Source organism: Paenibacillus lemnae (assembly GCF_012933385.1).
Taxonomy (GTDB): domain Bacteria; phylum Bacillota; class Bacilli; order Paenibacillales; family Paenibacillaceae; genus Paenibacillus_AQ; species Paenibacillus_AQ lemnae.
This window is the reverse complement of the sequence record NZ_JABBPN010000006.1, coordinates 125,146-151,917: the sequence shown is the minus strand read 5'-3', so window position 1 is coordinate 151,917 and position 26,772 is coordinate 125,146. Positions and strand designations below refer to the sequence as shown.

Genomic DNA, 26,772 nt, shown 5'->3' with positions numbered 1-26,772 from the left:
GGTACTGCTAAGCTTATGTGATCTGTTATGTCTAAGGAGGAAATGAAGCAATGGCACAAATGAACATGAAAGAAGCGATTCGCGACGCTATGCGCGTCGAATTGAACCGTGATCCGAACGTTGTCATCTTCGGTGAGGACGTTGGTAATGTCGGCGGTGTTTTCCGTGTAACGGAAGGACTGCAAAAAGAATTTGGTGAAGAGCGCGTCTTCGATACACCGCTAGCTGAGTCTGCCATCGGTGGTATGGCTGTCGGTCTGGGTATTCAAGGTTTCCGTCCGATCGCTGAAATTCAGTTTGTCGGATTTATCTATGAAGCACTAGATCAAATTTTGGTACAAGCGGCTCGGATGCGTTACCGTTCAGGCGGCAAATATACCTCACCAATCGTTTTCCGCACACCGTTTGGCGGAGGCGTAAAAGCGGCTGAGCTTCATACAGACTCACTGGAAGGTTTAATTGCTCAAAGTCCGGGTATTAAAGTCGTAATTCCTTCCAATCCTTATGATGCAAAGGGTCTTCTGATCTCTGCCATCCGTGACAATGATCCGGTCTTCTTTATGGAGCATTTGAACTTGTATCACGCTTTCCGCGCTGAAGTTCCGGAAGGTGAATACACCGTTGAGATCGGCAAAGCCAACATTGTTCGCGAAGGTTCCGATGTGACAATCATCTCTTACGGACTGATGGTTCACACGGCAACCAAAGCGGCTGATGAATTGGAAAAACAGGGCATTAAGGCTGAAATCATTGACCTGCGCACCGTAGCTCCAATCGATATCGATACACTTCTTGAATCCATCAAGAAAACGAATCGTGCGATCGTGGTTCAGGAAGCTCAAAAAACAGCCGGCGTTGCTGCAGAAGTTATTGCCCAAATCAATGAAAAAGCAATTCTGCATCTGGAAGCTCCTGTGCTGCGTGTAACTGCACCAGACACAGTATATGCCTATGCTCAAATTGAGGATGCCTGGCTGCCAACACCTGCTCGTATCGTAGAGGCTGTTAAGAAAGTCATGGAATTCTAATTGCAGTAATTATCTAGGGAGGTTTTACAGTTGGCAAAATTTGAATATCGTTTTCCAGAGCTGGGCGAAGGTTTGCACGAAGGTGAAATTATCAAGATGCACATCAAGCCAGGCGACAAAGTAACAGACGACGACATCATCATGGAAGTACAGAACGACAAGGCCGTCGTTGAAGTTCCTTGTCCCGTTAACGGTACGGTTCAGGAGGTCTTTACCAAGGACGGTCAAGTGTGCCGCGTTGGCGAAGTCGTTGCGGTTATTGATGCTGAAGGTGAAATCCCTGAGCAAGAAGAGCAGGCAAATGAACAAACTGAGCAGGAAGTTGATTCGGCTAAAGGCGGAGTGGATACACAATCATCTCCAGCATCAGATGCACCTGCAGATGCCAAGGAAGGCGAAGCTGGCGAGGCTTCCACACCGTCAGCTCCTAATAAAGATGTGCTGGCGACACCGAGCGTTCGTAAATTTGCTCGTGAGCAGGGCGTCGATCTTTCTCAGGTTCAAGGTTCCGGCAACAACGGTAAGGTGACTCGTGAGGATGTTGAATCCTTTAAAAATGGCGGCGGCGCTGCAGCTCCTAAAGCTGAAGAGCAGGCAGCAGAAACACAAGCAGCAGTACCAGCAGCTTCTTCGGCTGCACCGGTTTCCGATGCTCGTGCTGAAGAAGAGCGCGTACCATTCAAAGGTATTCGCAAAGCAATTTCCAATGCAATGGTTAAATCGGCTTACACAGCTCCGCATGTAACCATCATGGATGAAGTGGATGTAACCGAGCTTGTAGCATTCCGTACACGCATGAAACCAATCGCTGAGAAAAAGGGCACTAAAGTAACATACCTGCCGTTCATCGTTAAAGCATTAGTTGCAGCAAGCCGTCAATTCCCGGCTCTGAATGCGATGATTGACGAAGAGAGCAACGAGATTGTGTACAAAAAGTACTACAACATCGGTATTGCTACAGACACAGACAACGGCCTGATCGTTCCGGTCATCAAAGATGCTGACCGCAAGAGCATCTGGATGATTGCTGACAGCATTCGTGATTTGGCTGCTCGCGGTCGTGAAGGCAAGCTGAGCGCTGGAGAGATGAGAGGTTCCACAATCTCGATCTCTAACATTGGTTCTGCAGGGGGTATGTTCTTTACTCCAATCATCAACTTCCCTGAAGTTGCGATTCTGGGTACTGGACGTATTTCCGAGAAAGCTGTAGTTAAAGACGGGGAAATTATTGCTGCTCCGGTTATGGCATTGTCCTTAAGCTTTGACCACCGTATTATCGATGGTGCTACAGCTCAAAACTTTATGAATTACATTAAACAACTGCTCGCTAATCCTGAGCTGCTTGTTATGGAGGTGTAACACATGGTAGTAGGAGACGCTTCTCTTGATATCGATACACTAGTCATTGGTGCAGGTCCTGGCGGTTATGTGGCGGCAATTCGTGCCGCCCAGCTGGGCCAAAAAGTTCTTATTGTAGATAAAGCTGAAGTCGGCGGTGTGTGCTTGAACAGAGGCTGCATTCCTTCCAAAGCTCTAATCTCCGCTGCACACAGCTTTGAATCTGCAAAGCATGCAAGTGCTTTTGGGGTAAACGTGGGAGACGTAACGGTTGACTTCACAAAGACTCAAGAATTTAAAAGCGGTGTTGTAAAAAAACTGACCGGCGGTGTCGGTGCACTTCTGAAAGGTAACAAAGTGGAAATTTTCAATGGTGAATGCATGTTCATTAACGAAAATGAAGCTCGTGTATTTAACGAGCATGAATCCCCTCGTTACCGTTTCAAAAACTGTATCATCGCTACAGGCTCCCGTCCGATCGAGCTGAAAACTTTCCCGTTTGGCGGACGCATCCTGTCTTCAACAGAAGCTCTGGAGCTTCCCGAGCTTCCTAAGAGCCTGGTTGTCATCGGAGGCGGTTATATTGGCGCTGAGCTGGGTCAAATGTTCTCTAAGTTTGGTACGAAAGTGACTATTCTGGAGGGACTGGATTCCATCCTGAACGGCTTTGATCCGGATATGACGAAACTGGTTGCCAAAAACATGAAAAACACCGGTGTCGAAATTATCACTAGTGCAAAAGCAGAAAGTGCAGAGCAAAGTGATAAAGACGTTACTGTTAAATATTCTGTTAATGGCGAGAGCAAGGAAATTACGGCAGACTATCTGCTCGTAACCGTTGGACGCCGTCCAAATACGGATGGCGAACTGGGACTTGATCTCATCGACATCGAAATGACGGACCGTGGATTGATCAAGGTAGATCATCAAGGCCGCACGAATCATCCGCACATTTTTGCCATTGGTGACATTGTTCCAGGTCCTGCTTTGGCTCACAAAGCATCATATGAAGGTAAAGTGGCTGCAGAAGCGATCTCTGGTCTTCCATCCGTGGTCGATTACAAATGTGTACCTGCTGTTGCCTTTACCGATCCAGAATGCTCCAGTGTGGGTCTGACAGAAGCTCAGGCGAAGGAACAAGGCTACAAACCAAAAGCTGCGAAGTTCCCATTTGCCGGTAACGGCCGTGCCCTGTCCCTGAACAGCCCAGACGGGTTTGTAAAGATTGTGGCTGATGAGGATACCGGCCTTGTGCTTGGTGCTCACATTGCAGGTATTGAAGCTTCCAATCTGATTGCCGAGCTTGGCCTCGCGATCGAAATGGGTGCAACCCTTGAAGATATCGCACTGACTATCCACGCCCATCCAACACTGGGTGAAATCGTTGCAGAAGGTGCTGAGCTGGTGCTTGGACATCCGATTCACGTGATGGCACCGCGTAAATAATTCATTCAGCCTTAATTTTAGTTGTTTCTATTCAACGGCCGTCAGGATCCTCATGGGTTCTGCCGGCCGTTTTTTAATAGTTGATCTTTGTATTAAAGGGAAAGTACACTATAAAGAAACGAAATTATGAAACTAGGTGGGATTCACTTTGAAAAATTACTTGGAACTGCTGCAGGATATATTAGATCACGGTGTCCAGAAAGAAGATCGAACCGGAACCGGAACAACCTCTGTATTTGGAAGACAGCTTCGTTTTGATCTGTCGCAAGGGTTTCCGCTGGTAACGACCAAGAGAGTTCACTTGAAATCCGTTGTGCACGAGCTGCTCTGGTTCTTAAGTGGTGAAACGAATATACGGTATTTGAAAGAGAACAAAGTTCGGATTTGGGACGAATGGGCAGATGAAAATGGCGATCTGGGGCCCGTTTATGGTTCACAGTGGCGGTCATGGGAAGCTCCTGACGGGCGCAAAATCGATCAAATCGCAAATGTGATACAGTCGATTCGAAACAACCCGGATTCAAGACGGCATATCGTAAGTGCGTGGAATGTGGCCGAGATTGAGGATATGAAGCTGCCTCCGTGCCATTTTGTATTTCAGTTTTATGTTGCAGGCGGAAAATTGTCCTGTATGCTCACCATGAGGTCTGTCGACACTTTCCTGGGGCTCCCATTTAATATTGCCAGCTACGCGCTTCTGACGCATATGGTTGCCCAGCAGTGTGATCTGGAACCTGGAGAGTTTATTTGGTCAGGCGGGGACGTACATATCTACTCCAACCATATGGAACAGGTTAAGACACAGCTGGAACGTGAACCGTATCCACTGCCGACATTAGTGATCAAGCGAAAGCCGGAAAGTATTTTTGATTATACGTATGAGGATTTCGAATTCCAGGGATATGAACATCACCCTGCCATTAAAGCAACGGTAGCCGTTTAAGCAGAAGCGATCATATAAAGATGTTGAAAGGAGCGTATAGGATGAGTATTTCTATGATCTGGGCGATGGACCGGAACGGATTAATTGGAAAAAACAACGATATTCCGTGGCGATTACCAAGAGATATGGCCTACTTTAAACAAAAGACATTGAACAAAACGATTCTTATGGGGAGAAAAACATGGGATTCTTTTGGAGGAAAGCCGCTTCGTAATCGGACCAATATTGTGCTGACAAGGGATCCCCATTTTCAATTGAATCAGGACCAGGGGATCGTCATTCATGACCTTGATCATGTGGATGATTTCGCCAAGGACGAGGAATTAATGATCATCGGCGGATCCCAAATATACGAACAGATGCTTTCCAGGTCCGATCGCCTTTATGTAACGTTCATAGATGAAGCATTTGAAGGGGATTCTTATTTTCCCGAAGTAGATTGGGAGCAGTGGACCTGTGTCAGTGAAGAACAGGGAATCAATGATGAGAAGAACCCGTATCCGTATCGATTTGTAGTGTATGAGCGCAAGACTAAAGCACATTCCTGACCCTGTCACAATTGATCATGCTGAGTATTCAATGCAGGAAAACACAAATGATTATGCATATAGTCCATTTAACATAAGAAACGACAAATGCTACGATATTTTTACACTGTGAACCGGTAAAGATGGTAAAAATCCAGGAGACATGCGGTGATAAAAGTTTTTCTTGATGGATATAGAAAAAATGAATCGCGGTTTTCATGAAATATCCTCTCTTTTACAGCGGGAAAGCTCACATTTTATGATATGATAAAAAATACAATCAAACATATTACTCAGCAGGAATAGAACGGATGGGGGAAAGCAGGATGTCAACACCAACAGGATTTATGGAATATAACCGCCAGCTGCCGGCAGATCGGGAACCAGCTGAGCGGGTAAAAGACTGGGAAGAGTTTCATAAACTTATGGCTGAGGAAGAGCTTCAGACCCAGGGAGCTCGCTGCATGGATTGCGGTACACCTTATTGCCATACAGGAATTGATATGTCCGGCGGCACATCGGGCTGTCCCGTTCATAATTTGATTCCAGAGTGGAATAACCTCGTATATCGCGGGTTGTGGAGAGAAGCGCTGGAGCGCCTTCACAAGACCAATAACTTCCCGGAGTTCACGGGCCGTATTTGTCCCGCTCCATGTGAAGGCTCGTGTACCGTAGGCTTGATCGGACAGCCGGTCACCATCAAGAGCATTGAACAAGCGATTATTGATAAAGGTTTTGAAGAAGGCTGGGTCGTTCCTGAACCGCCAGAGAAACACACGGGACGTCGAGTTGCCGTTGTAGGATCTGGACCAGCAGGACTGGCCGCTGCAGCACAGCTGAACAAAGCAGGACATTCCGTTACAGTGTATGAGCGTTCTGACCGTGTCGGCGGTCTTCTGATGTACGGGATTCCATCCATGAAGCTGGATAAAGCGGTTGTACAGCGCCGTGTGGATCTGCTGGCTGCTGAAGGCGTGGAATTTATTGTCAATACGGAGATTGGCAAAGATATTCCTGCACAGCAGCTTGTGGATGAATATGATGCTGTTGTCCTGTGTGGAGGAGCTACCAAGCCGCGTCAATTCAGCATAGAGGGCAGCGACCTGAAAGGTGTTCATTATGCGATGGATTACCTGAACGGTACGATCAAGAGCTACCTGGATTCCAATCTGGAAGATGGAAATTATATTTCTGCTAAAGATCAGGATGTGATTGTCATCGGCGGCGGAGATACGGGATCAGACTGTGTGGCAACTGCTCTGCGTCATGGCTGCAGCAGTGTCACTCAATTCGGAACGCACAAGAAAGCGCCATTGGAACGTGATCCTCTCACCAATCCTTGGCCGCAGTTCCCGAACGTCTACACGCTGGATTATGCTCATGAAGAAGCGAAAGCTTTGTTCGGCCAGGACCCACGTGAGTTTTCCATCATGACGACGAAATTTGTAGGTGATGAAGAGGGCAACCTCAAAGAACTTCATACCATTCAAATCGAACGGATCGTAGATGAGACAGGCCGTAAAGTGTATCAGCCGATTCCTGGAACAGAGCGCGTGTTCCCGGCTAAGCTTGCCTTTATTGCTATTGGCTTTGACGGACCGGAGTCCACAATTCTGGATCAACTGGGACTGGAGAGCGACCGTCGTTCCAATGTGAAAGCCCGTTATGGCAAATACACAACCAATGTCGATAAGGTGTTTGCGGCTGGAGATATGCGCCGCGGGCAAAGCCTCGTCGTATGGGCCATCAACGAAGGCCGTGAAGCCGCCCGTGAAGTGGATAAGTATCTGATGGGCAGCACGGTTTTGGTTTAACAGATTTTATAATATGTGATATAATTCTATATTATGTTGATAGGGACTTCGCCTGCGCGAAGTCCTTTTTTGGAGTCTGCTGCGGCCGAGCTGCGGCAGGGTCAGACGGAAGGAGAGACCTGCGTGAAGACACTGGTCATTGCCGAAAAACCGGATATGGGACGGAATATAGCCTCCGTCATTGAGCCCAGGGCCAAGAATAACCGCTCTTATCTGGAGGGCGATCAGTATATCATTACCTGGGCTGTTGGTCACCTCGTTAGTCTGGCAGAACCGGATGCTTATGATCCCAAATACAAGCGGTGGAGCATCAAGGATCTGCCGATTATTCCGGAACAATTCAAAATTGTACCGAATCCCAAGACGAAAGATCAGCTTAAAGTGATCGGTGAATTGGCGAAGAAATGCAATTCCATCGTGAATGCCTGTGATGCCGGACGAGAAGGTCAGTATATTTTCGCACTCATTCAGCAGCAGCTGAAACTGAAACAGCCGGTCAAGCGGCTATGGATTTCAGATTTAACGGCAGAGAGCATAGCGAACGGATTTCGCAGTTTGAAGGACGGTGCTGAGTTCGAAGATCTGACCCTGGCTGCCCGGGCCCGCAGTGAGGCAGATTGGCTGATCGGCATGAACGCATCCAGGGCATTTACGACCAAGCATCAGACACTCCTCTCTGTAGGGCGGGTACAGACGCCTGTGCTGGCACTTATATATGACAGACAGAAAGAAATAGAGGCCTTTGAGTCGCAGACATTTTATGATGTGAAAGCTTCTTTCAGCCAGGAATCACTGCAGTACCCCGGCACTTGGCAGGGAGAGCGTTTGACGTCCAAGGAAAAAGCTGAAGACATTGCAAATCGTGTTAAAGGCAAGGCAGGGGCTATTACGAAATATGAAATGAAAGACACGAAAGATTATCCGTTCAAATTGTATGATCTAACCCTGCTGCAGAGAGAAGTCAATGCCAAATACGGATACTCTGCTAAAAAAACATTAGACATCGCTCAGGGATTATATGAACGGCATAAGATTATTTCGTATCCGAGAACGAACTCCAATTATGTGAACGAACAGAATCTTGAAGGTATGCACAAAGCGCTGCATATGCTGAAATCTACCGGGTATAAGGAAAAAGCGGAAGGTGCAAATCCTGCCTTGGTGCATAAGAATAACAAATCCGTATGCAATCCGGAACGGGTTGAGGATCATCACGCGATATTGCCTACGTTGAAGCGTCCGGGAACATTGAGCAAGGAAGAACAGCATATTTATGATTTGATCATTGTGAGGTTTTTGTCCCATTTTTACCCGCCTGCGGTCTATAAACAGCATACAGTAATTACCGAAGTAGAAGGGGAGAGCTTCAAAACCAATATTAAAGAGCTGGTATCCCTCGGCTGGAAAGTGCTGATTCAGCAGGATAAAGAGGCAAACTCCAATAAGCGGTCCGGCAAAAAAGGAAAAGAGGATGGCGAAGAGGAGACTCAGGAATGGAGTGGAGGACCCTTTAATGTCAACCAGGACAAGCCCGTGACATGTGTGCATAGCGAAGCTAAAGAAAAGGCCACACAGCCTCCTAAGAGCTATACAGAAGGTACCCTGCTCAAAGCGATGGAAAGCGCCGGAAAGAGTATGGAAGATGAAGAACTCCGGGATGTGATGAAGGACAGCGGTCTTGGTACGCCGGCGACCAGGGCAGCTACTATTGAACGCCTGAAAAAAGTAGGCTATATCATCATGCAGGGCAAAAAAATAAGTATCACTCAAAAAGGAAGGTCAGCCGTCGAACTCATCCGCCACGCAGGAGTAGAACTGTTAGCCTCCCCGGAAATGACCGGTCAATGGGAACGGCGTCTTCATCAGATATCCAAAGGCGAAGCATCTTCAGAAGTGTTCATGAAAAATGTCCAGCGTTTTACGGTATCGATTATAGACAAGGTATCTTCCCAGAAGCCTGCGCCTTCCTCGATGTTTGCAGAAGACCGGGAACGATCTAAAGGAGTACCCGGTAAACGTAATACAGCCGTTAAAAGCTCAGCCCACTCTTCGAAAGCCACAGCAGCAAGGGGAACGGCCAAAGTGATGGAAGTACAGACAGAGGCACGAACCCCTCTAGGAGACTGTCCGGTTACTGGCTGCGAGGGCCGGATTATTGAAGGAAAGAAGGGCTTCGGCTGCTCTCAATTCAAGGCAGGCTGCACGTTTGTCATTTGGAAAGAGTTCGCGGGAAAGACCATTACGCAGGCCATGCTGAAATCATTGCTCTCTCAAGGCAGGACGCAGCTCTTATCATTCAAGGATGACCGCGGCACAGCTTTCAAAGCCCGCATTGTTCAAGTCCGGCCCGAGAGCGGACAATTGAGAGTGGAACGAGACAATCCGCTACCGTAACATGGTTACAACAGAAAGGCAGCTTTCCAGGAGAATGATCCCGGAACAGCTGCCTTTTGAATTTTTTTAAGAGTGTCTTTGGGGCGTGAGAATGCCATGGTTGGCGATGATTTGCGGCACCTCGGTGAGCGCAGGAACGGTGTACAGGATATTATCCGGCTCCTCTTTTAATTCCACCAGATTGTAATGCCACTCGGTTTTTTGCTTGATATAGATCGTATTGATTCGGGCTGTAAGCGCAGGGATGACATCTGTCCGAAGGGAGTTGCCCACCATCCAGGTGCTGGATCTCTGGAAATCGCCGGTACGCAGAATTTTCTCCAACGCATCGATGTTTTTATGCTGCCGGATATAGATCCGGTCTTCAAAATAATCAGCGAGCTTCATTTGCTCAATTTTACGTTTTTGAATTTTAGTTTCGCCGCCAGTATATAAGTGAAGATGATGTCCTTCATGCTGCAGCACATTCAACGTTTCTACCATGCCAGGATACGCCTCCACCTCCTGATCATAAACGCTGAGGCCGAGCTGGAACAGCTGCTCTTCTTCTTCAAGCACAGGCGGTCTGCCATGAAGCTGGCTGAAATAACGATACGTATCAATCAAGGACTGCGGGAAGTTTGCACTGGCGAATCCAAGCTTGTTCACACCAGCAATATCAATCTCCATTTGCTTGGAACGGACATCGTCCGTGGTGATGTTTGAGGATTGAAACCAGTTCGTCATTCGTTCAAAAAAGTCGGCAAGGATCAAATCAAAATATTTGTTGCAGTGGATCAATGTATCGTCCATATCAAAAATAATATGTTGTTTCGTGCTGCTCATCTGTCTCACTCCTAACCACTTATCTATCTATTGTATCGTCACTAAGATAACCGCATATAGGATTCCAGAAACATCTGGAGTTCCGATGCACCGTCCGGCCTTAAGCTGAAACGTCCGTTCTGGTCTTCTGCATTCACATGCGAACGCAGCAGTCCGGCTGCTCTTAATATAACCAGATGGTGCAAAAGCTTCTCATCAGAAAGTTGAAGATGCTGGGCGATTTCACCGACTGTCTTTGGTTCATCTGCAACAAAACGCAGCAATCGCAGTCTTTCGGCATCGTGCAGCGCTTCCGTCATACGGAGCAGAACCATGGGCGGATCATCTTCGTTCTCCTCCGGCACATCAACCGGATACTGAATGAGAAGGAGATTCTCATAGAAGCAATATGTATTGATGGGCCTGAAATGTACACCGGGAAACAGGATAACCGAAGAAACAGGAAGATCATCAAGGACGACACCACCTGTGGCATATTCGATCAAGCTCTCTGACTCCATTTTGAGAAGCAGCACGGATTTCTCCTGAGCATCTTCCTCAATCAGTACACGGAATTCCTCTTCAACTTCTGAGAAGTAATGAAGGTTCCAAAGCGTAAGGAGTGGTGGATATGCAGACATCACCCGAGTTAAATCCTCCAGGGTCAGCGATGGCATGAATGGAGTCAGCTGCGGATGCAGTTTTTGTGGTGAACTGTTCTGTACCCAAGAAAGAAAGGATTCGATATGGTCCTCAGGGTTTTTCTCTCGAATGATGACGAGCGCATAAAGGACATCAAAGTCTAAAAAAGGCCAGCTGCCGGCTTTTTTGAGTTCATTCACAACGTGAGTCGGGAGCTGTTGGTCCAGATCACTCTTAAACTGGGATCCGATGTCCAGGTTGTCGGTCCATTTTTCCGTGACATAGATCATAAAGCTGCTGAGCAGCTCGTACACCGCGGAAACATCAATGCTTACTTTATACTTCATGAAACGGGTACCCTCCCGGTGGATTGACATTATTTTTATTATGGCTTGTAAGGAACAAGGTTGTCCACTATAATGTTCATTTGGCTTTCAGGTTTATAGATAACATATTTTTGTTTTACCGATAGAAAGGGGCATCATCATGTCAGGCACCTCAGAGATGAAACAGGATAAAACCCTGTATTTTATATTAATTGGCGTTATTGTGGCGGCCGGAATCAGTCAAGGTATGCTGCTTCCCGTGCTCGCTATATTTCTCGAAAGGATGGGTGTGTCTTCAGGCATGAACGGGATGAACGCAGCCGCCCTGTACATCGGTTCATTCGGAATGACACTTGCTGCTGAGAGAATCCTGGGGAAAGTCGGATTCAAAAAACTGATTGCCGCCGGGCTTGTACTGGTCATGCTGTCCTTGATGGTGTTTCCGCTGTTTCCGAGTGTCGGTTTATGGTTTGTTCTTCGGATTCTGGTCGGTGTGGGTGACAGTGCCCTTCATTATGCTTCTCAGCTGTGGGTATTGATGATGTCGACCAGCCGGAACCGCGGAAGAAGTATTTCGATCTATGGCATGTCCTATGGGCTCGGATTTAGTATGGGACCGCTAGGGATCAATCTACTGAATTTTGGTAATCATGTGCCTTTTTTTGGATTGGCTGTATTGTTTGCTGTTTTGCTTGTGATCGTTCTCATCCGGATGCCGGATGTAAGGCCAGAACGTCAAGCAAGTGGTGACGCGCCTGGCAGAGGACGGTATATGAAAAGCTACGCACTGGCTTGGTATGCGCTGCTGCCGGCTTTTTTGTACGGTTATATGGAAGCGGGTATCAACAGTAACTTTCCGGTTTACGGACTCCGCAGCGGGTTTTCACTGGAGCAGATCTCATCGCTTCTCCCGTTTGTCGGGATTGGGGGCTTGCTTCTTCAGCTTCCCCTTGGCATCTGGAGTGACCGCTTTGGCCGCAAAAAGATTCTGATGACAGCAGGCATAACAGGTGGTGTGTGCTTTATGCTGATTCCATTTGCCGGCACCAGCTATTGGCCTGTGCTCATCCTGCTCACGATTGCCGGCGGGATGGTCGGCTCCTTCTTTTCGCTGGGGCTGGCTTATGCTGCTGATATTTTACCCCGGACTTTGCTGCCTGCCGCGAATGTGGTGGCTGCGTTCCATTTTAACATTGGAAGCATCCTGGGACCTAATGTGGGAGGGGCGGCTATGCAGACTGGATGGATAAGCGGCGTGTTTATCGTTATGGGGTTATTGTATATCCTCTTTGCCTGCTCAAGTCTGTGGTTTAAAAGAGGTTCAAACCCAGGATAGGAACAGCTGTTCTCATGGCAATTGCTTACGCTTTCTTCTAAACTAGAGATTAGGAATAGAACCTTGACGGGAGAGAGAGAAATGATTAAAGTGGATCGCCTCAAGAAGATGGTCATCACCGAGAAAAAACCGGTGCTGAATGATATAAGCTTTCAAATGGAACGAGGAGAAATGATCGGTTTAATCGGGGCTAGCGGAAGCGGGAAAAGCCTGCTGCTCGGCTGTTTGGCGATGCGTCAAAAATGGGACGGGGGACGTTTCCTCATCGATGGAGAGGATGTGCTTAAGCAATCAGGCGGCAAACGGAAGGTGCGGCGGGAATGGGCTTATTTGGAGCAAAACCCGGTGCTGAACCAGAACCGGACCGCACTGAAGAATGTGTTAGTCGGTCAATACAGCCAAACCCCGCTCTGGCGTATGGTAACCGGTATGGTACGATCCGATGATTATATGGGTGCCATGGATACGATTGAAGATTTGGGATTGCTGGATAAAGCCAAGCGCAAGGCCGGAGAACTGAGTGGTGGTGAAAAACAGCGAATTGCGATTGCAAGAGCACTGGTCCATGGAGCGAACGTCATACTTGCTGATGAACCGGTTATGGGCCTCGATCCCAAGTCCGCTGAGAATGTTCTGCAGACCTTAAGGACTCTCTGTGACGAAGAAGGTCTGACTGTGGTTGCGGTCATTCCTTTGGAACTGGCGGAAAAGTACTGCACACGTATTATCGGGCTGGCAGGAGGCCAGATCGCGGTAGATGTAACGGGCAGACGTCTGACACATGGTGAAAAAAACAGACTGTAGGGAAACCTGATCTTATAGCCTGCTGATGGATCTTCAAGGTAAGCCAAAGAAAGAGTGATGCATGTGAAGTTACGATGGTTAAAAAATGCAGCTTCGGGCTGCTTGATTATGCTGCTGAGCGGCTGCAGTTTTATCAGTGATCCGGTATCTTTAATGACGACGCCGGATCTGCCAGCAGATAAGGCGACGCTGATGGGAGCTGTTATCTCCTCTATTAATGGCAGCGGTACGGAAAAAGGGGACATTATTCGTCCACGGAGCGATTCAGATCCGAGCTCCATACGTATTGAAGACTTAAATAATGACGGAATTATGGAAGCCGTCGTTTTTTACAAGACACCGAACGAGGAAGTGCAAATCCACGGCATGATCCTGCAGCAGCAGGGGAACTCCTGGGTGAAAAAGCTGGATTTTGACGGTGAAGGTACGGTTCTGGAATCCTTTGATTTAATTGATATTACGAATGATGGCAAGCTGGATATTGTGGCAGGCTTCTCACGCGGTGAAAGAGAGCTGCAGAACGGTATGGCGGTTTATACCTTCACTGGTGACTCGCTGCGCAAAATACTTCCATTGCCTTATACACATTTTGAAGTGACTGATTTAAATGGCGACCGGGTGGATGAGTTAACGGTGGTCTCACTTCAGAAATACGAGCTTTCTTCTATCACGACATATCAATATGACAGCACTATTGAAGATTTTCAAGAGCTAACCAAGCTGGACCTTGGTCAAAATATCGAAAGTTATTACAATATTGTCTCAGGAAAAGTGGCTGAAGACAGAGAAGGTATCATCCTCGATACATCCATCGTATCCAATGCATCCACCTCCAAAATGATTGTGATGGAGGATGGTGAGCTTGTGGATGTACTTAAAGAGGATGCGGCGTACAAAGAACTGCCGGTTATCAGCCAGGATATTAATGGAGACGGCATTCTGGAGATTGGCCTGCTTCAGGAGCCTTCCGGCTGGGAAGGAGCGAGGTTCGATGAAATCCCGTTTCTGAGCACGTACTATCAGTGGGATGGCGAGACCCTTCTTGCAAGCAGCCAGAAAGGCCTGAATTTTGTAACCCAGCGATATGAAGACATGGATGACCGTTTCTTTTTAAATTTTCCGCCGGAATGGCATAATTTAATAACGATTGATCCGGAATCGGATAAAGACAAGTATCTCAAATTCATTCTTCAGGACAGCGGCAAGACGGTCGCTGAAGTGAAGTTTTTCTCTACAGCAGAGTGGGAGCAGGCGAAACAGGAGTGGAAACTTCTAGTGAAAGATGAGGAGCAGGTCATCGGTTACAAAGGTGATCTGAAACTGACCAAAAATGAAAGAAAAACCAACAGCAATGAGGTTGCACCTATAGAAAGAAAGGGGAAATAGACATTGAGCAAGGTCCTTATACTGGAAGATGAAGAGTCGATCCGCAGTTTTATTGTCATTAACCTGAAACGAAACGGGCTGGAAGTTATTGAAGCCGGAGATGGAGATCAAGCTCTTCATCTGCTGCAGACGGTGCCTGATATCGATATTGCTTTGCTGGATGTCATGGTGCCTGGAATTGACGGCTTTGAAGTATGCCGCCGCATCAGGGAAACCAATGAACGTATCGGTATTATATTTTTAACAGCGAAGGTGCAGGAACAGGATAAAGTGTACGCGCTCTCCGTTGGAGCAGATGACCATGTCAGCAAACCATTCAGCCCTACGGAGCTGATTGCGCGTCTTCAATCCCTGCTGCGGCGGGTGAATGTCCAGCGAGCAGGTGCAGCCAAGGTCACATTTCAATCCGGTCCGTTTACACTGGACTTGATTTCGAAGTTATTTAAAAAAGACGGAAAATCTCTGGAATTGACACCAACAGAATTCTCACTGGTCCAGTTCTTTCTGGAGAAAGAGAATACACCGCTCAGCCGTGATGTGCTGCTGGATCATGTATGGGGCAAAGAATATATGGGTGACCCCAAAATCGTGGATGTGAACATTCGGAGACTTCGTCAGAAAATTGAGAATAATCCTTCCGAGCCGGAATTCCTGCAGACGGTATGGGGACACGGTTATAAATGGAAGGGTCAGGGCCAATGATCAAAAAAGGGATCCGGCGGGAGATCGTACTGCACTACTTTTTAGTCGTGTTTATGGCGCTTCTGCTGGTCGAGGTTATTTTTCTTCTCGCAATTCGAACGTATTACTATGACAGCGTGTTTAGTCATATCGCCTCTCATATTGGGTGGGCCGATGAATATTACCAAACCTTCGGATTAAATGACCAAAGCACATCAGCTATGACACGGATCATGTCTTATTTCGAGCTGTTCGGAACAGAGCTTCAGGTATTAAGCCTGGACGGCCAGATCATATCCAGTTCAAATAAATTTGATACGGACATGGTGATTAGAACGAGCGACGTCACTCAGGCATTATCCGGTGAAACGAGCCGCTGGGTCGGAAAGCAGCAGGGAACGAATCAAATTGTCATGGCGGTATCCAGGACACTTAAAAATGCCGGAGAAAACCAATATGTACTGCGTTATGTGACGTCCCTGGATAAGATCAATGACAAGCTGTTGAATGTTACGCTGCTCTCTATCCTTATCGGTACTGCCGTTCTGGCGACTGTTCTGGCTTTCAGTATTGGTCTGGCGAATTCCATTGTGAAGCCGATCAATAACATCCGCGCGGTGTCCGCCCAGATGGCTAAAGGACGCTTTGATGTTAGAGTTAAAGGTGATTACAAGTACGAATTAGGTGAGCTGGCATCCACACTGAATTATATGGCACAAGAAATTGTACGCAGCAATCAGGTCAAGGATGACTTTATCTCTTCTATATCTCACGAGCTCAGGACCCCGCTAACCAGTATCAAAGGCTGGAGCGAGACTTTGAATTCCGGAGGGTATGATCCCGATGAAACGAAGATCGGAATGCAGATCATTACGAAAGAGACAGATCGTTTGATCGGCCTGGTGGAAGAAATTCTTGACTTTGCCAAGCTGCAGCAGAATGAAATGAAGCTGGTAACGGGTGTAGTCAACCTGCGGGAACTGCTGCAGGAAATTATGCTGAATCTGTGGGCCAAAGCCGAGAAAAAAGGAGTGCTTATCAACCTGGACAGTGAGCTGAAACCTATGATCTACGGAGATGCGAATCGGCTTAAACAGGTGTTCTTGAATCTAGTCGATAATGCAATTAAATTCTCACATGAACATGGTACAGTACAGCTGTCATTTGAGCTTGATGAGAAGTTTGTTACGGTTACGGTTCAAGATTATGGCATTGGCATCAGCGAAGAACATATCAAGCGGGTGAAAGACCGGTTCTTCCAAGTGAATCCTGTGAATGGCGGAACGGGACTTGGCCTTGCCATCACTCAGCAGCTGGTGGAACTTCATCACGGACATTTGGAGCTGGAGAGCGAATTTGGTCAGGGTACATCCGTAAAAGTGAAACTGCCTTTACCAAGCCCTGAACTTGCTGCCCTAATCCCGGAAAATGACGCTGATGTTAAATCGTTACCGATAAACAGCATTCTCCCTGTACATGAAGGAGTCAGGGAGCCATAAGACAGGAGGGAGGAGGAGAACATGACAATTGATGCATGCAGCCTGCTTGAAACCCCGCTGGGCTCATTTCAGCTTCGAAGAGCCATGGAAGGTGAAGAGAAGATCATGTTTCAGCTGCTGACTGCGGTGGCGGAAGATATGGTTATTCAGCAGCGTAATCAATGGATACCAGACATGTTTAGTATGGACCTCATGAGAGAGTATTTAAAGGAACGCGAAGTGTGGATCCTTTATGATAATGACACCCCTGCGGGCATGTTCACTCTCCAGGATAGTGATCCAGCGTATTGGGGTGAACGAAATCATCCGGATTACAGCTATTTGCATCGGTTTGCCATTCTGCCTCAATATCGAGGTATGGAACTGGGAAGCCGAATGATTGACTTTGCAGAGAACCGTTCCAAACAGCAAAAGAAAAGGGGACTGCGGCTGGATTGTGTATCTCATCTGCCCAGCCTGAATGAATATTATCAAGGGCTGGGCTATCACTTTGTTGCAGCACAGCAATTGACGAACCGTACGGTCCATCTATATGAGAAGTCCTGGGTCGACATGACATCTTAGATATAAAATACAAAAAAAGCGATCCGTCATGATAACGGATCGCTTTTTGTTGATCTTAGGACGAAGAAACGTTGGCGCGCAGGCGGCCTTTTTCGTATACTTCCTGCAGAAGGCGGGATGGCTGAGTACGAACCATCGGTTTTGGAGAAACCGTCTCATGAGGTCCGACTACGATTACATTGCCTAAGCTGCCTTTGACAATGGCACCATCTTTGATTACTGCACCTTCACCGATGATTGCGTGCTCAATATGAACACCTTTGCCAATTTTCACGTTCGGCATTACGACACTGTCCTTAACCAACGACTGTTTACCAATCTCGGCTCCACAGAAGATGACAGAGCGTTTTGCTTTGCCTTCAAAATAGCAGCTATCATGAATAAAGCTGTCACCCGCTTCCAGCGGACGTGAAGGATGAGCAGTGATTTTGGTACGCCAAGGACGCGTGAACATCGGCCATTGTTCGTTTTCGAGAACCAGGTCGGTTTGATCCAGTACATCCATATGGGCTTCCCATAGGCTTTCAACCGTACCAACATCTCTCCAGTAACCCTTGAATCGGAAGGCCAAAAGCGGATTGTCTTCAGACAGCATTTTAGGAATGACATCTTTTCCGAAGTCGTGTGTCGATTTCGGATCAGCAGCATCCTCAAGGAGATGACGTTTCAGATAATCCCAACGGAAGAGGTATATTCCCATGGAAGCCAGATTGCTTTCCGGTTTCTCAGGTTTCTCAGCAAATTCAGTGATTTTGAGGTCCCCGTCCACACTCATGACCCCAAATCGGCTGGCTTGCTCCCACGGCACTTCCATAACGGAAATGGTGGCGGCTGCACCTTGTTCAATATGTGCATCCAGCATTTCGCGATAGTTCATATGATAAATGTGATCACCGGATAGAACCAATACATGTTCTGGATCCTGGCGGTCAATGTATTCCAAATTTTTATAGATCGCATCAGCGGTACCCAGGTACTCACTGCCTAGATCTTGTGAAGATAGTAAAGCGATTCCGTTATCATCATTCTGTGAAAATTTCCAAGGTTCACCTTCACCGATATGATTATGGAGCGAACTGCTTTCATACTGTGTTAAAACACCGACGGTATCGATTCCCGAGTTCACACAGTTGCTGAGAGGAAAATCGATAATACGGTAATGGCCCCCAAACGGAACGGCTGGTTTTGCAAGCTTAGACGTTAGTGGGGCTAATCTCTTGCCCTCTCCTCCCGCCAGCAGCATGGCGATGCATTCTTTTCTCTTCATCACGTTTCCCTCCCAAAATTTTTCAACGTAATATCTACTTAAACGATTGCTCAGGGGTTTGAAACGATTATATTGATTTATTTTTATGAAAATTACATATTTATTTTTCAGTATCATTTTTATTTTCAAAATGGTTAGAATGGGGTAATGATGTTATATGGTTTTTTTATGTGTAAAATTAGATCTTAAGATAAGAAGGTGATCATTTGATTGGCAAACCATTTTGGGATGGAAACGCAGTTCAAGAATCGCTTTATCTTTTTCATGAAGGAACATCATTTCACAGCCATCGCTTCATGGGGGCGCACCCTCGCACAGAGGATGGTGTTGAAGGAGTCAGGTTTACTGTATGGGCTCCGCATGCCAAACATGTTGGCCTGGCTGGTGACTGGAATGCATGGGACGGGTCACAAGATTCGTTATTTAGGATACCCGAAACCGGCGTTTGGAGTCGTTTTTTTCCCGGCATGTCGGCTGGAACATTATACAAATACCAGATAACGGGACCTTATGATGAAATATTTCTGAAAGCAGATCCTTATGCATTTCGTTCAGAGCTGCGCCCGGCAACTGCGTCAGTCATTGCCGATTTGTCCGGATATAAATGGAATGATGGAGCTTACCGACGGAAAAAGGCAGTATCGGCCATTTATCGGAAACCCATTAACATTTATGAAATGCATTTCGGAACATGGCGTCAGCGGGAAGACGGTACGTTCTATACGTACAGCGAGATGGCGGATTTGCTAATACCTTATCTGCTCGAAATGAATTACACACATGTGGAATTTATGCCGCTTTCCGAACACCCTTATGATTTATCATGGGGATACCAAGGCACAGGTTTTTATGCACTGACCAGCCGATACGGCACGCCGCACGAGTTCATGTATCTGGTAGACCGGCTTCACCAGGCAGACATCGGTGTTCTGCTGGATTGGGTTCCCGCTCATTTTGCCAAAGATGCTCATGGGTTGAGGCAGTTTGACGGCATGGCCCTTTACGAATACGAAGATCAGATGAAAGCGGAAAAACCGGGCTGGGGAACACTCTCTTTCGATTATTCCAAACCGGAAGTTCGTTCATTCCTCATTTCAAACGCCATTTTCTGGATGGAAATGTATCATATTGACGGTCTGCGTGTAGATGCAGTAACCAGTATGATTCGTCTGGATTTTGAAAAGAAAGAACACCAGTATCAAGTTAATGAGCAGGGGACGCTTGAAAATCTGGAGGCAATCTCCTTCTTGCAGGAGCTTAACAAAACGGTGTTTGAATATTTCCCCCATGCCTTGATGATGGCAGAAGAGTCGAGCGCATGGCCTGGAGTGACATCGCCTGCGCATGAAGGCGGACTTGGATTTAATTACAAATGGAATATGGGCTGGATGAACGATACGCTATCATACATAGAAGAGGATTTTCATCAGCGGCCTGATAAACATCATCTGCTGACATTCCCAATCTGTTACGCCTACTCAGAAAACTTTACGCTGCCTTTATCCCACGATGAGGTGGTACACGGCAAGAAGTCGCTGCTAAACAAAATGCCCGGTTCTTATGAGCAGAAATTTGCCGGTTTACGCGGACTATTAGGTTATTTAATGACTCAGCCGGGGAAGAAGCTTCTGTTTATGGGGGGCGAGTTTGGACAGTTTATCGAGTGGAAAGATCAGGAACAGCTCGACTGGTTGCTGCTGGATTATGAATCCCATCGCCAGCTTCACGCTTATTCAGCTGCTTTGAACAAGCTTTACCGGGATCAGAAAGCCTTATGGGAGCTTGATCATGACCTGGAAGGGTTCCAATGGATTTCTGCCAATGATCATAATCAAAGTGTCATCTCCTATATGCGGAAGAGCAGGAAACCGGGCGACACGTTGATTGTTGTGATTAATTTTCAGCCGGTGTTCCATCCCCAGTACCGGATCGGGATGCCTAAACCAGGCCAATATGAAGAAATTTTTAACTCCGACAGCATTGTCTTTGGTGGAGAAGGCCGAGTCAATGACGGGATTCTGAAAACAGATAAAACCGTCTGGCATGACCAGCACCAAAGTGTAGAGATTGTGGTTCCGCCACTGAGCATGGTGATTTTAAAGAAAAAACCGCCTCGTCCCCGCAAAGCCGGTGTTGATAAGGCAGAAAAGAAATAGATAAAAAGAAGAGGGAGAGTGAGCCATGAAGCTGTTATTTGCTGCTGCAGAAGGAGTACCCTTTATCAAAACAGGAGGTTTGGCTGATGTGATTGGAGCCCTGCCCAAGGCGCTTCAAAAAGCCGGAGCTGACATTCGGGTGGTTATGCCGAAGTATGGAAGTATTCCAGACTCTTACCGTGAGAACATGGAGCATGTTGGAGAAGTCCGCGTTCAAGTAGGCTGGAGAAAGCAGTTTTGCGGTGTAGATAAAATCGTGGAAGATGGAGTAACCGTTTATTTTATCGATAACGAATATTATTTCCGAAGAGATGGAATCTACGGGTATATGGATGATGGTGAACGCTTCTCATTCTTTAACCGCGCGGTTTTGGACATTCTTCCGCTTATCGATTTTCAGCCTGATGTGATTCACTGTCATGACTGGCATACGGGTATGATTCCGCTTCTCCTTGAAGCAGATTACAGGTATCAGGAATTTTATGAGGATATCCGGACGGTCTTTACCATCCACAACCTGCTGTATCAAGGCGTATTCCCGTACGAAGTGCTGGTAGACACTTTGGGCCTGCACAGCCGATATTTTCATGCGGATGGCGTAGAATATTATGGCAATGTTAATTTTCTGAAAGCGGGCATTGTATATAGCGATCACGTAACGACAGTGAGTCCAACATATGCCAGGGAAATTCAAACATCGTATTACGGTTACGGGCTTGACGGATTGTTGTCCTCTCAAGGAAATAAACTGAGCGGGATTGTCAACGGGATCGATACGAAGAGCTATAATCCGTCCAGTGATCCACATCTAGCAGTAAAGTATCGCAGCAATCTGGCCAAAAAGGTGAAGAACAAGCAGGAACTTCAAAAAGAACTGGGCCTGCCGGTCAAGAGCCAGGTGCCTATGATGGCCATGGTCACACGACTGGTCGATTCCAAGGGACTGGATCTTGTCGTTCGCATTTTGGATGAGCTGTTGTATTACGACGATATTCAATTTGTCATTTTGGGAACAGGAGAAGCTTCTTATGAGCACTGGTTCAGAGAAGCGGCCAATCGTCACCAGGACAAATGCTCCGCGCAGATTCTTTTTAACGAGCCGTTGTCCCGTCGGGTTTATGCTGCGAGTGATTTGTTCTTAATGCCTTCCAAATTTGAGCCATGCGGTATTAGTCAATTGCTTGCACTGCGTTATGGCAGTATCCCGATTGTCAGGGAAACCGGCGGGTTGAATGATACGGTACACGCTTATAACGAGTTCACCCGTGAAGGAAATGGATTTTCCTTCTCGAGCTATAATGCACATGACATGATGAACACCATTCGGCGGGCTGAGTCTATATACCGTCAACCAGAGCACTGGAAGCAGCTGACCAAAAATGCAATGTCAGGAGACTACAGCTGGCTTGTGTCTGCTAAACAGTATATGGATATTTATGATCAAATTTCAGGCCGGATCTTGTAAAGGTTTTGCAGTTTGGCAGATATGATGTGAACAAAAAAAGAGCTTCCGAAGAGAAATGTTGATCATCTCTTTTCGGAAGCTTTTTCTGTTTATTGGAGGCTTCGGCATAAAATACGGTACCCGTAAGCGTCCAGATTAATATTCATAATGCCGTCCTCCGTGTCTACTTTCTCTTGAGAAAGGGCATCATACCAATCATTCTTGACGAGTGGATGAGTTAACGTTCGAGGCTGATCCGTATTGTTCATCCAGATAATAAAATGTACTTTATCGTCTACACGCTCATAAATAATGCACGGATCGTTTGGATCAGCTTTCAAAAAGCGGAAACGTCCTTCCCGAAGCGCTTTATGTTTTCTGCGCAGCTGTATCATGAGTTTGTAGAAATCATACAGTTCGGTTTGTTGTTTGTCCGGATCCCATTCCATACATTTACGGCAATCCGGGTCATCGCCTCCGGTGAGACCAATCTCATCCCCGTAAAAGATGCAGGGTGTTCCAATGTAGGTGAACAAAAAGACGACAGGTAATTTCATACGGCGGATATCGTTGCCGACCCGATTGAGCAGACGCTGGGTGTCATGACTGCACAGCATATTAAAGACCACTTCATTGGTTTGCTGAGGGTATCTCATAATGAGCGAAGCCATATTGTCAGCAAACGTTCGTCCATCCATCGCTCCGTTAAAGAAGGCCAGTACTTTATCTGCAAAAGGATAGTTCATCACTGAATCGAACTCATCCCCCATCAGCCAAATGAGAGAGTCTGACCACACTTCACCCACAATGTAAGCTTCAGGATTAGCACCCTTCACCACTTTACGGAAATCACGCCAAAAATCATGGTCGATTTCGTTGGCTACATCCAGGCGCCAGCCGTCCACATGAATTTCTTTAATCCAGTATTCGGCAACTTCCAGCAGGTATTTTTTTACCTCCGGGTTGGCGGTATTGAATTTCGGCATATTCGCAAAGAAACCAAAGGTATCGTACGTAGGTATGCCATCATTTACGGCGACCGGAAACTCATTCACATGAAACCAATCTTTGTATTTGGAGTCCGCTCCATGTTTAACAACATCCTGAAAAGGAGGAAACTGATCGCTGCAATGATTGAATACTGCATCCAGCATAACCCGTATCCCGCGTTCATGACATTGGTCTACAAGTTGTTTAAACAATTCATTCGTACCAAAGTGCGGGTCAACCTGTTTATAATCGACGATATCATACTTGTGATTGGAAGGAGAAAGGAAAAGAGGTGTGAAATAGATTGCGTTAATGCCAAGTTCCGTTAAATCATCCAGGTGGTTCATCACCCCTTGAAGATCGCCGCCAAAAAAATTATCGTATTTCGGCTGGCCGCCCCAAGGCTCGGTGCCTTCCGGGTCGTTGGATGTGTCACCGTTACAATATCGTTCAGGCATGATCTGATAGAACACAGCTTCCTTAGCCCAGTCTGGAACTTTGAATACATCAACTTCATGGATATAAGGAAACTCAAAGTATCCGCCGGGAGGGTATGGATAGTCGTGGCTCAGGCCCGTATCTGTCAAATATATCGTTTCATTATCATTATGAAAACGGAATCCATAAGATAGCCGTTTATATTGCGGCGAAACAGCACATTCCCAATAATCAAACATGCCATCAGATGCAGCCTTTTCCATCGTTATTTCATAATAGGTCCGTTCCCAGTCGTATTTGTCACCGGTCATGGCCACTACACATTCCACATTATTTTTTTGGGTGCGGACACGCAGGTGAATCGTTGAGGTATCATAGGCATACGCCCACTTATCACGTGGAACATGGTAGATCGCTTCTAACAGCATGGCTGCACCTCCTGTATGAGTCTAGGCGTTAATAACCAGCCAGGTTAGCAATTGAATCATAGATATTCATTTTTCTCTACCTATTATAATTGAGTGCGCTTTCTTTCGTTAATTGACCATCGTTTAGAAGCTCCAATTCAGTGAATGACTGATTCTATACGTTTTTTATGAAAAAAATTGGAAGACCATTGCATATTCATGCATGCTGTTCTATAATGACACAGGTCATGAGCTTTTAAATGGAAAAACCACAGAGGAGAGATACCGTAATATGAGAACTAAAATGAAAATCTCCATGCTTCTACTGATGGTAATTTTACTGTCCGTAGGCTCGATTGCAGGGATCGCAGGAGCAGAACAAGAGAAGAAAACGATTATCCTGGGTACGAGTGCCGATTATATGCCTTACGAGTTTCATAAAACCATTGACGGTGTTGATACGATCGTCGGATTTGATATTGAAATTGCGAAGGAAATTGCCAAAGATTTAGGCGCAGAGCTGGTCATTAAAGATACTTCATTTGATGCATTGCTGCCCGAACTGACCAGCGGCCGTGTCGATTTTGTCATCTCAGGGATGAATCCGACAGAGGAACGCCGGAAAAGTATTGATTTCTCCATTCCTTACTACCGTGCAGAGCAATCCATCGTTGTGCGCAAAGAAGATCAAGAGAAATACAGCACCATGGAAAGTTTGGAGGGTGCTCGAATTGGTGTTCAGAAGGCTTCCGTGCAGGAAGGTATTGCAGCTAATATTCCGAATGCGCAGGTGACTTCCCTGGATAAAATACCGGACCTTCTCCTTCAGCTGGATACGGGACGTGTAGATGCCGTTATCGCGGAGTATCCGATTGCCAATGCCAATATGGATATCGAAACCATGGCAATTACAGATGCCAAGCCGGTAAGTGAAAATGATGAATACGCGGTTGGTGTCCGTAAAGGCAATGAAGAACTGCTGAACAGCATTAATCAGACACTGGAACGCTTAGTCCAGAATGATCTGGTTCAGAAGTATGTGGATGAAGCCGGGGACTTGGCGGCAGGACGGGTGAAAGAAGAATTAAATACGTTTGAGTTCTTCTGGAAATACCGTGATTATTATCTCAAAGGGATTCAATTTACCCTGCTGATCTCAGCACTGGGTGTGTTTTTTGGATTTATCCTCGGTTTAGTGCTGGCTCTAATGAGAATGTCAGGGATTTCTATACTAAAGTTTCTGTCGACCGCTTATATTGAGGTCTTCCGCGGAACCCCAATGCTGGTACAGCTGTTCATTATTCATTACAGTCTTCCCGCATTCGATATTAAGTTTACGCCGATTCAATCCGGTATCCTGACCCTGTCTCTTAACAGTGCTGCATATTTGGCCGAGATCTTCCGGGCCGGTATACAGGGCGTCGACCGTGGTCAGCTGGAGGCAGCCCGGTCGCTCGGTATGAGCCGTGTAGCAGCCATGCGCCACATTGTGCTTCCACAAGCATTCAAGGCTGTACTGCCTGCCATCGGTAACGAGTTTATTGTGATTATTAAAGAATCATCCATTGTATCCTTTATTGGTGTGTTTGATTTGATGTATCAATCACAGATTTTGCGAGGCAGCACCTTTGCGCCATTGAATCCGCTGCTTGTAGCAGCCATAATCTATTTCATACTGACATTCACACTCTCGAAGCTGATGGGTGTGCTGGAAAGGAGATTGAGCGCCAGTGATCACCGTTAAAGATCTGCATAAATCGTTTAGCAAAGTCGAGATTCTGAAAGGAATTAGCGCCGAGATTCAGAAGGGTGAAGTTGTCGTCGTCATCGGTCCAAGCGGCTCGGGGAAAAGTACATTTTTGCGATGTCTGAATCTGCTGGAGCAGCCGACTTCCGGAGAAATCATGTTCGAGGGCGAACAAATCACCGCCAAGAATCATAACATCAACGCTACCCGCGAGAAAATGGGGATGGTGTTTCAACAGTTTAATTTGTTTCCGCATAAGAGCGTGCTGGAGAACATTACTCTGGCTCCGATGAAAGTAAGGGGACAATCCCGGTCAGATGCGGAAAAAGTGGCAGATGAGCTGCTGAAGACGGTTGGGCTGCAGGATAAGAGAAATGCGTATCCTTCCCAGTTGTCGGGTGGTCAAAAGCAGCGGATCGCCATTGCCCGTGCTTTGGCCATGCAGCCGCATGTGATGCTCTTTGACGAACCGACCTCGGCGCTGGATCCCGAAATGGTCGGAGAAGTTCTGGAAGTTATGAAAAAACTGGCTGAAAACGGAATGACCATGGTCATCGTGACACATGAGATGGGATTTGCACGCGAGGTTGGCGACCGCATTCTGTTCATGGACGGCGGCCGCATCGTGGAAGAGGGAGCACCGGATCAAATTTTCTCCAACCCGTCACATCCCCGTACCCGGGAGTTCTTGAGCAAAGTGCTGTAAAGTTAAGTTGAACCAATGGGGTTGTCCACCAAGGGCAGCCCTATTTTTATGAGCGGCTCCCAAGTGATGGAAGCATTTTCATGCA

21 protein-coding genes are annotated in these 26,772 nt (G+C 46.8%); 17 read left to right on the top strand and 4 right to left on the bottom strand.

What is annotated here, in order from left to right; genetic code table 11:
* Positions 1-50: 50 nt before the first annotated feature.
* The 7 genes from HII30_RS09190 (at position 51) to HII30_RS09160 (ending at position 9,490) form a co-directional block, all read left to right on the top strand.
* Positions 51-1,028 carry an alpha-ketoacid dehydrogenase subunit beta gene (locus HII30_RS09190; RefSeq protein ID WP_169504718.1) on the top strand — a complete coding sequence of 326 codons (978 nt, stop codon included), beginning with the start codon at positions 51-53 and terminating at the stop codon, positions 1,026-1,028.
* 30 nt (positions 1,029-1,058) lie between these two features.
* The gene (locus HII30_RS09185) at positions 1,059-2,387 is read left to right on the top strand and encodes a dihydrolipoamide acetyltransferase family protein (RefSeq protein ID WP_169504717.1); all 1,329 of its coding nucleotides are present in this window, start codon (positions 1,059-1,061) and stop codon (positions 2,385-2,387) included.
* A gap of 3 nt (positions 2,388-2,390) precedes the next feature.
* Positions 2,391-3,812 (top strand): dihydrolipoyl dehydrogenase, encoded by a 1,422-nt coding sequence (gene lpdA / locus HII30_RS09180; protein ID WP_169504716.1) that lies wholly within the window; start codon positions 2,391-2,393, stop codon positions 3,810-3,812.
* A gap of 148 nt (positions 3,813-3,960) precedes the next feature.
* Positions 3,961-4,755: a thymidylate synthase gene (locus tag HII30_RS09175; RefSeq protein ID WP_169504715.1), complete on the top strand. Its 795-nt coding sequence runs from the start codon at positions 3,961-3,963 to the stop codon at positions 4,753-4,755.
* 41 nt (positions 4,756-4,796) lie between these two features.
* Entirely contained in the window at positions 4,797-5,303 is a 507-nt protein-coding gene (locus HII30_RS09170; RefSeq protein WP_169504714.1) for a dihydrofolate reductase, read from the top strand.
* A gap of 305 nt (positions 5,304-5,608) precedes the next feature.
* Positions 5,609-7,096, top strand: a complete 1,488-nt coding sequence (locus tag HII30_RS09165; protein WP_169504713.1) for a glutamate synthase subunit beta — start codon at positions 5,609-5,611, stop codon at positions 7,094-7,096.
* A 123-nt stretch (positions 7,097-7,219) separates the two neighbouring features.
* Entirely contained in the window at positions 7,220-9,490 is a 2,271-nt protein-coding gene (locus HII30_RS09160) for a DNA topoisomerase 3 (protein WP_169504762.1), read from the top strand.
* Between the two features lie 66 nt (positions 9,491-9,556).
* Here HII30_RS09160 and HII30_RS09155 read toward each other — a convergent pair whose 3' ends face one another.
* On the bottom strand, positions 9,557-10,315 hold the full coding sequence (locus HII30_RS09155) for an HAD family hydrolase (RefSeq protein WP_169504712.1): 759 nt from the start codon (positions 10,313-10,315) through the stop codon (positions 9,557-9,559).
* Between the two features lie 41 nt (positions 10,316-10,356).
* Complete coding sequence (locus tag HII30_RS09150) at positions 10,357-11,283, bottom strand: ArsR/SmtB family transcription factor (RefSeq protein WP_169504711.1); 927 nt, start codon at positions 11,281-11,283, stop codon at positions 10,357-10,359.
* A gap of 157 nt (positions 11,284-11,440) precedes the next feature.
* Between HII30_RS09150 and HII30_RS09145 the strand changes: the two genes are divergently transcribed.
* The 6 genes from HII30_RS09145 to HII30_RS09120 all read left to right on the top strand — a co-directional run bounded on the left by HII30_RS09145 (position 11,441) and on the right by HII30_RS09120 (position 17,532).
* Positions 11,441-12,598, top strand: a complete 1,158-nt coding sequence (locus HII30_RS09145; protein WP_246246214.1) for an MFS transporter — start codon at positions 11,441-11,443, stop codon at positions 12,596-12,598.
* 81 nt (positions 12,599-12,679) lie between these two features.
* Positions 12,680-13,402, top strand: coding sequence for a phosphonate ABC transporter ATP-binding protein (locus HII30_RS09140; protein WP_169504709.1), 723 nt, complete (start codon positions 12,680-12,682; stop codon positions 13,400-13,402).
* A gap of 63 nt (positions 13,403-13,465) precedes the next feature.
* On the top strand, positions 13,466-14,788 hold the full coding sequence (locus HII30_RS09135; RefSeq protein WP_343045088.1) for an FG-GAP repeat domain-containing protein: 1,323 nt from the start codon (positions 13,466-13,468) through the stop codon (positions 14,786-14,788).
* A 3-nt stretch (positions 14,789-14,791) separates the two neighbouring features.
* Complete coding sequence (locus HII30_RS09130) at positions 14,792-15,490, top strand: response regulator transcription factor (RefSeq protein WP_169504707.1); 699 nt, start codon at positions 14,792-14,794, stop codon at positions 15,488-15,490.
* On the top strand, positions 15,487-16,968 hold the full coding sequence (locus HII30_RS09125) for a sensor histidine kinase (protein ID WP_169504706.1): 1,482 nt from the start codon (positions 15,487-15,489) through the stop codon (positions 16,966-16,968). Before HII30_RS09130 ends, HII30_RS09125 begins: the two co-directional genes overlap by 4 nt.
* 21 nt (positions 16,969-16,989) lie before the next feature.
* Positions 16,990-17,532 carry a GNAT family N-acetyltransferase gene (locus HII30_RS09120; protein ID WP_211184504.1) on the top strand — a complete coding sequence of 181 codons (543 nt, stop codon included), beginning with the start codon at positions 16,990-16,992 and terminating at the stop codon, positions 17,530-17,532.
* A gap of 55 nt (positions 17,533-17,587) precedes the next feature.
* Here HII30_RS09120 and HII30_RS09115 read toward each other — a convergent pair whose 3' ends face one another.
* The gene (locus tag HII30_RS09115; protein ID WP_169504705.1) at positions 17,588-18,799 is read right to left on the bottom strand and encodes a glucose-1-phosphate adenylyltransferase; all 1,212 of its coding nucleotides are present in this window, start codon (positions 18,797-18,799) and stop codon (positions 17,588-17,590) included.
* Between the two features lie 209 nt (positions 18,800-19,008).
* Here HII30_RS09115 and glgB point away from each other — a divergent pair, with 209 nt between their 5' ends.
* A complete protein-coding gene (glgB, locus tag HII30_RS09110; protein ID WP_169504760.1) occupies positions 19,009-20,955 on the top strand; it encodes a 1,4-alpha-glucan branching protein GlgB in 1,947 nt (648 codons plus the stop codon).
* Between the two features lie 25 nt (positions 20,956-20,980).
* Positions 20,981-22,420 (top strand): glycogen synthase GlgA, encoded by a 1,440-nt coding sequence (glgA, locus tag HII30_RS09105; protein ID WP_169504704.1) that lies wholly within the window; start codon positions 20,981-20,983, stop codon positions 22,418-22,420.
* A gap of 89 nt (positions 22,421-22,509) precedes the next feature.
* Here glgA and HII30_RS09100 read toward each other — a convergent pair whose 3' ends face one another.
* Positions 22,510-24,255, bottom strand: a complete 1,746-nt coding sequence (locus HII30_RS09100) for an alpha-glycosidase (RefSeq protein ID WP_169504703.1) — start codon at positions 24,253-24,255, stop codon at positions 22,510-22,512.
* Positions 24,256-24,526: 271 nt separating this feature from the next.
* Between HII30_RS09100 and HII30_RS09095 the strand changes: the two genes are divergently transcribed.
* The gene (locus HII30_RS09095; protein WP_169504702.1) at positions 24,527-25,978 is read left to right on the top strand and encodes an ABC transporter substrate-binding protein/permease; all 1,452 of its coding nucleotides are present in this window, start codon (positions 24,527-24,529) and stop codon (positions 25,976-25,978) included.
* Positions 25,965-26,687, top strand: coding sequence for an ATP-binding cassette domain-containing protein (locus HII30_RS09090; protein ID WP_169504701.1), 723 nt, complete (start codon positions 25,965-25,967; stop codon positions 26,685-26,687). The genes HII30_RS09095 and HII30_RS09090 overlap by 14 nt, the downstream gene beginning before the upstream one ends.
* Positions 26,688-26,772: the final 85 nt, after the last annotated feature.

Bases quoted from the DNA above. Each gene is read 5' to 3' on its own strand.
- HII30_RS09190 (WP_169504718.1), top strand. From the start codon at position 51: ATGGCACAAATGAACATGAAAGAAGCGATTCGCGACGCTATGCGCGTC.
- lpdA (WP_169504716.1), top strand. From the start codon at position 2,391: ATGGTAGTAGGAGACGCTTCTCTTGATATCGATACACTAGTCATTGGT.
- HII30_RS09170 (WP_169504714.1), top strand. From the start codon at position 4,797: ATGAGTATTTCTATGATCTGGGCGATGGACCGGAACGGATTAATTGGA.
- HII30_RS09165 (WP_169504713.1), top strand. From the start codon at position 5,609: ATGTCAACACCAACAGGATTTATGGAATATAACCGCCAGCTGCCGGCA.
- HII30_RS09155 (WP_169504712.1), bottom strand. From the start codon at position 10,315: ATGAGCAGCACGAAACAACATATTATTTTTGATATGGACGATACATTG.
- HII30_RS09150 (WP_169504711.1), bottom strand. From the start codon at position 11,283: ATGAAGTATAAAGTAAGCATTGATGTTTCCGCGGTGTACGAGCTGCTC.
- HII30_RS09145 (WP_246246214.1), top strand. From the start codon at position 11,441: ATGAAACAGGATAAAACCCTGTATTTTATATTAATTGGCGTTATTGTG.
- HII30_RS09140 (WP_169504709.1), top strand. From the start codon at position 12,680: ATGATTAAAGTGGATCGCCTCAAGAAGATGGTCATCACCGAGAAAAAA.
- HII30_RS09125 (WP_169504706.1), top strand. From the start codon at position 15,487: ATGATCAAAAAAGGGATCCGGCGGGAGATCGTACTGCACTACTTTTTA.
- HII30_RS09120 (WP_211184504.1), top strand. From the start codon at position 16,990: ATGACAATTGATGCATGCAGCCTGCTTGAAACCCCGCTGGGCTCATTT.
- HII30_RS09115 (WP_169504705.1), bottom strand. From the start codon at position 18,799: ATGAAGAGAAAAGAATGCATCGCCATGCTGCTGGCGGGAGGAGAGGGC.
- glgA (WP_169504704.1), top strand. From the start codon at position 20,981: ATGAAGCTGTTATTTGCTGCTGCAGAAGGAGTACCCTTTATCAAAACA.
- HII30_RS09100 (WP_169504703.1), bottom strand. From the start codon at position 24,255: ATGCTGTTAGAAGCGATCTACCATGTTCCACGTGATAAGTGGGCGTAT.
- HII30_RS09095 (WP_169504702.1), top strand. From the start codon at position 24,527: ATGAGAACTAAAATGAAAATCTCCATGCTTCTACTGATGGTAATTTTA.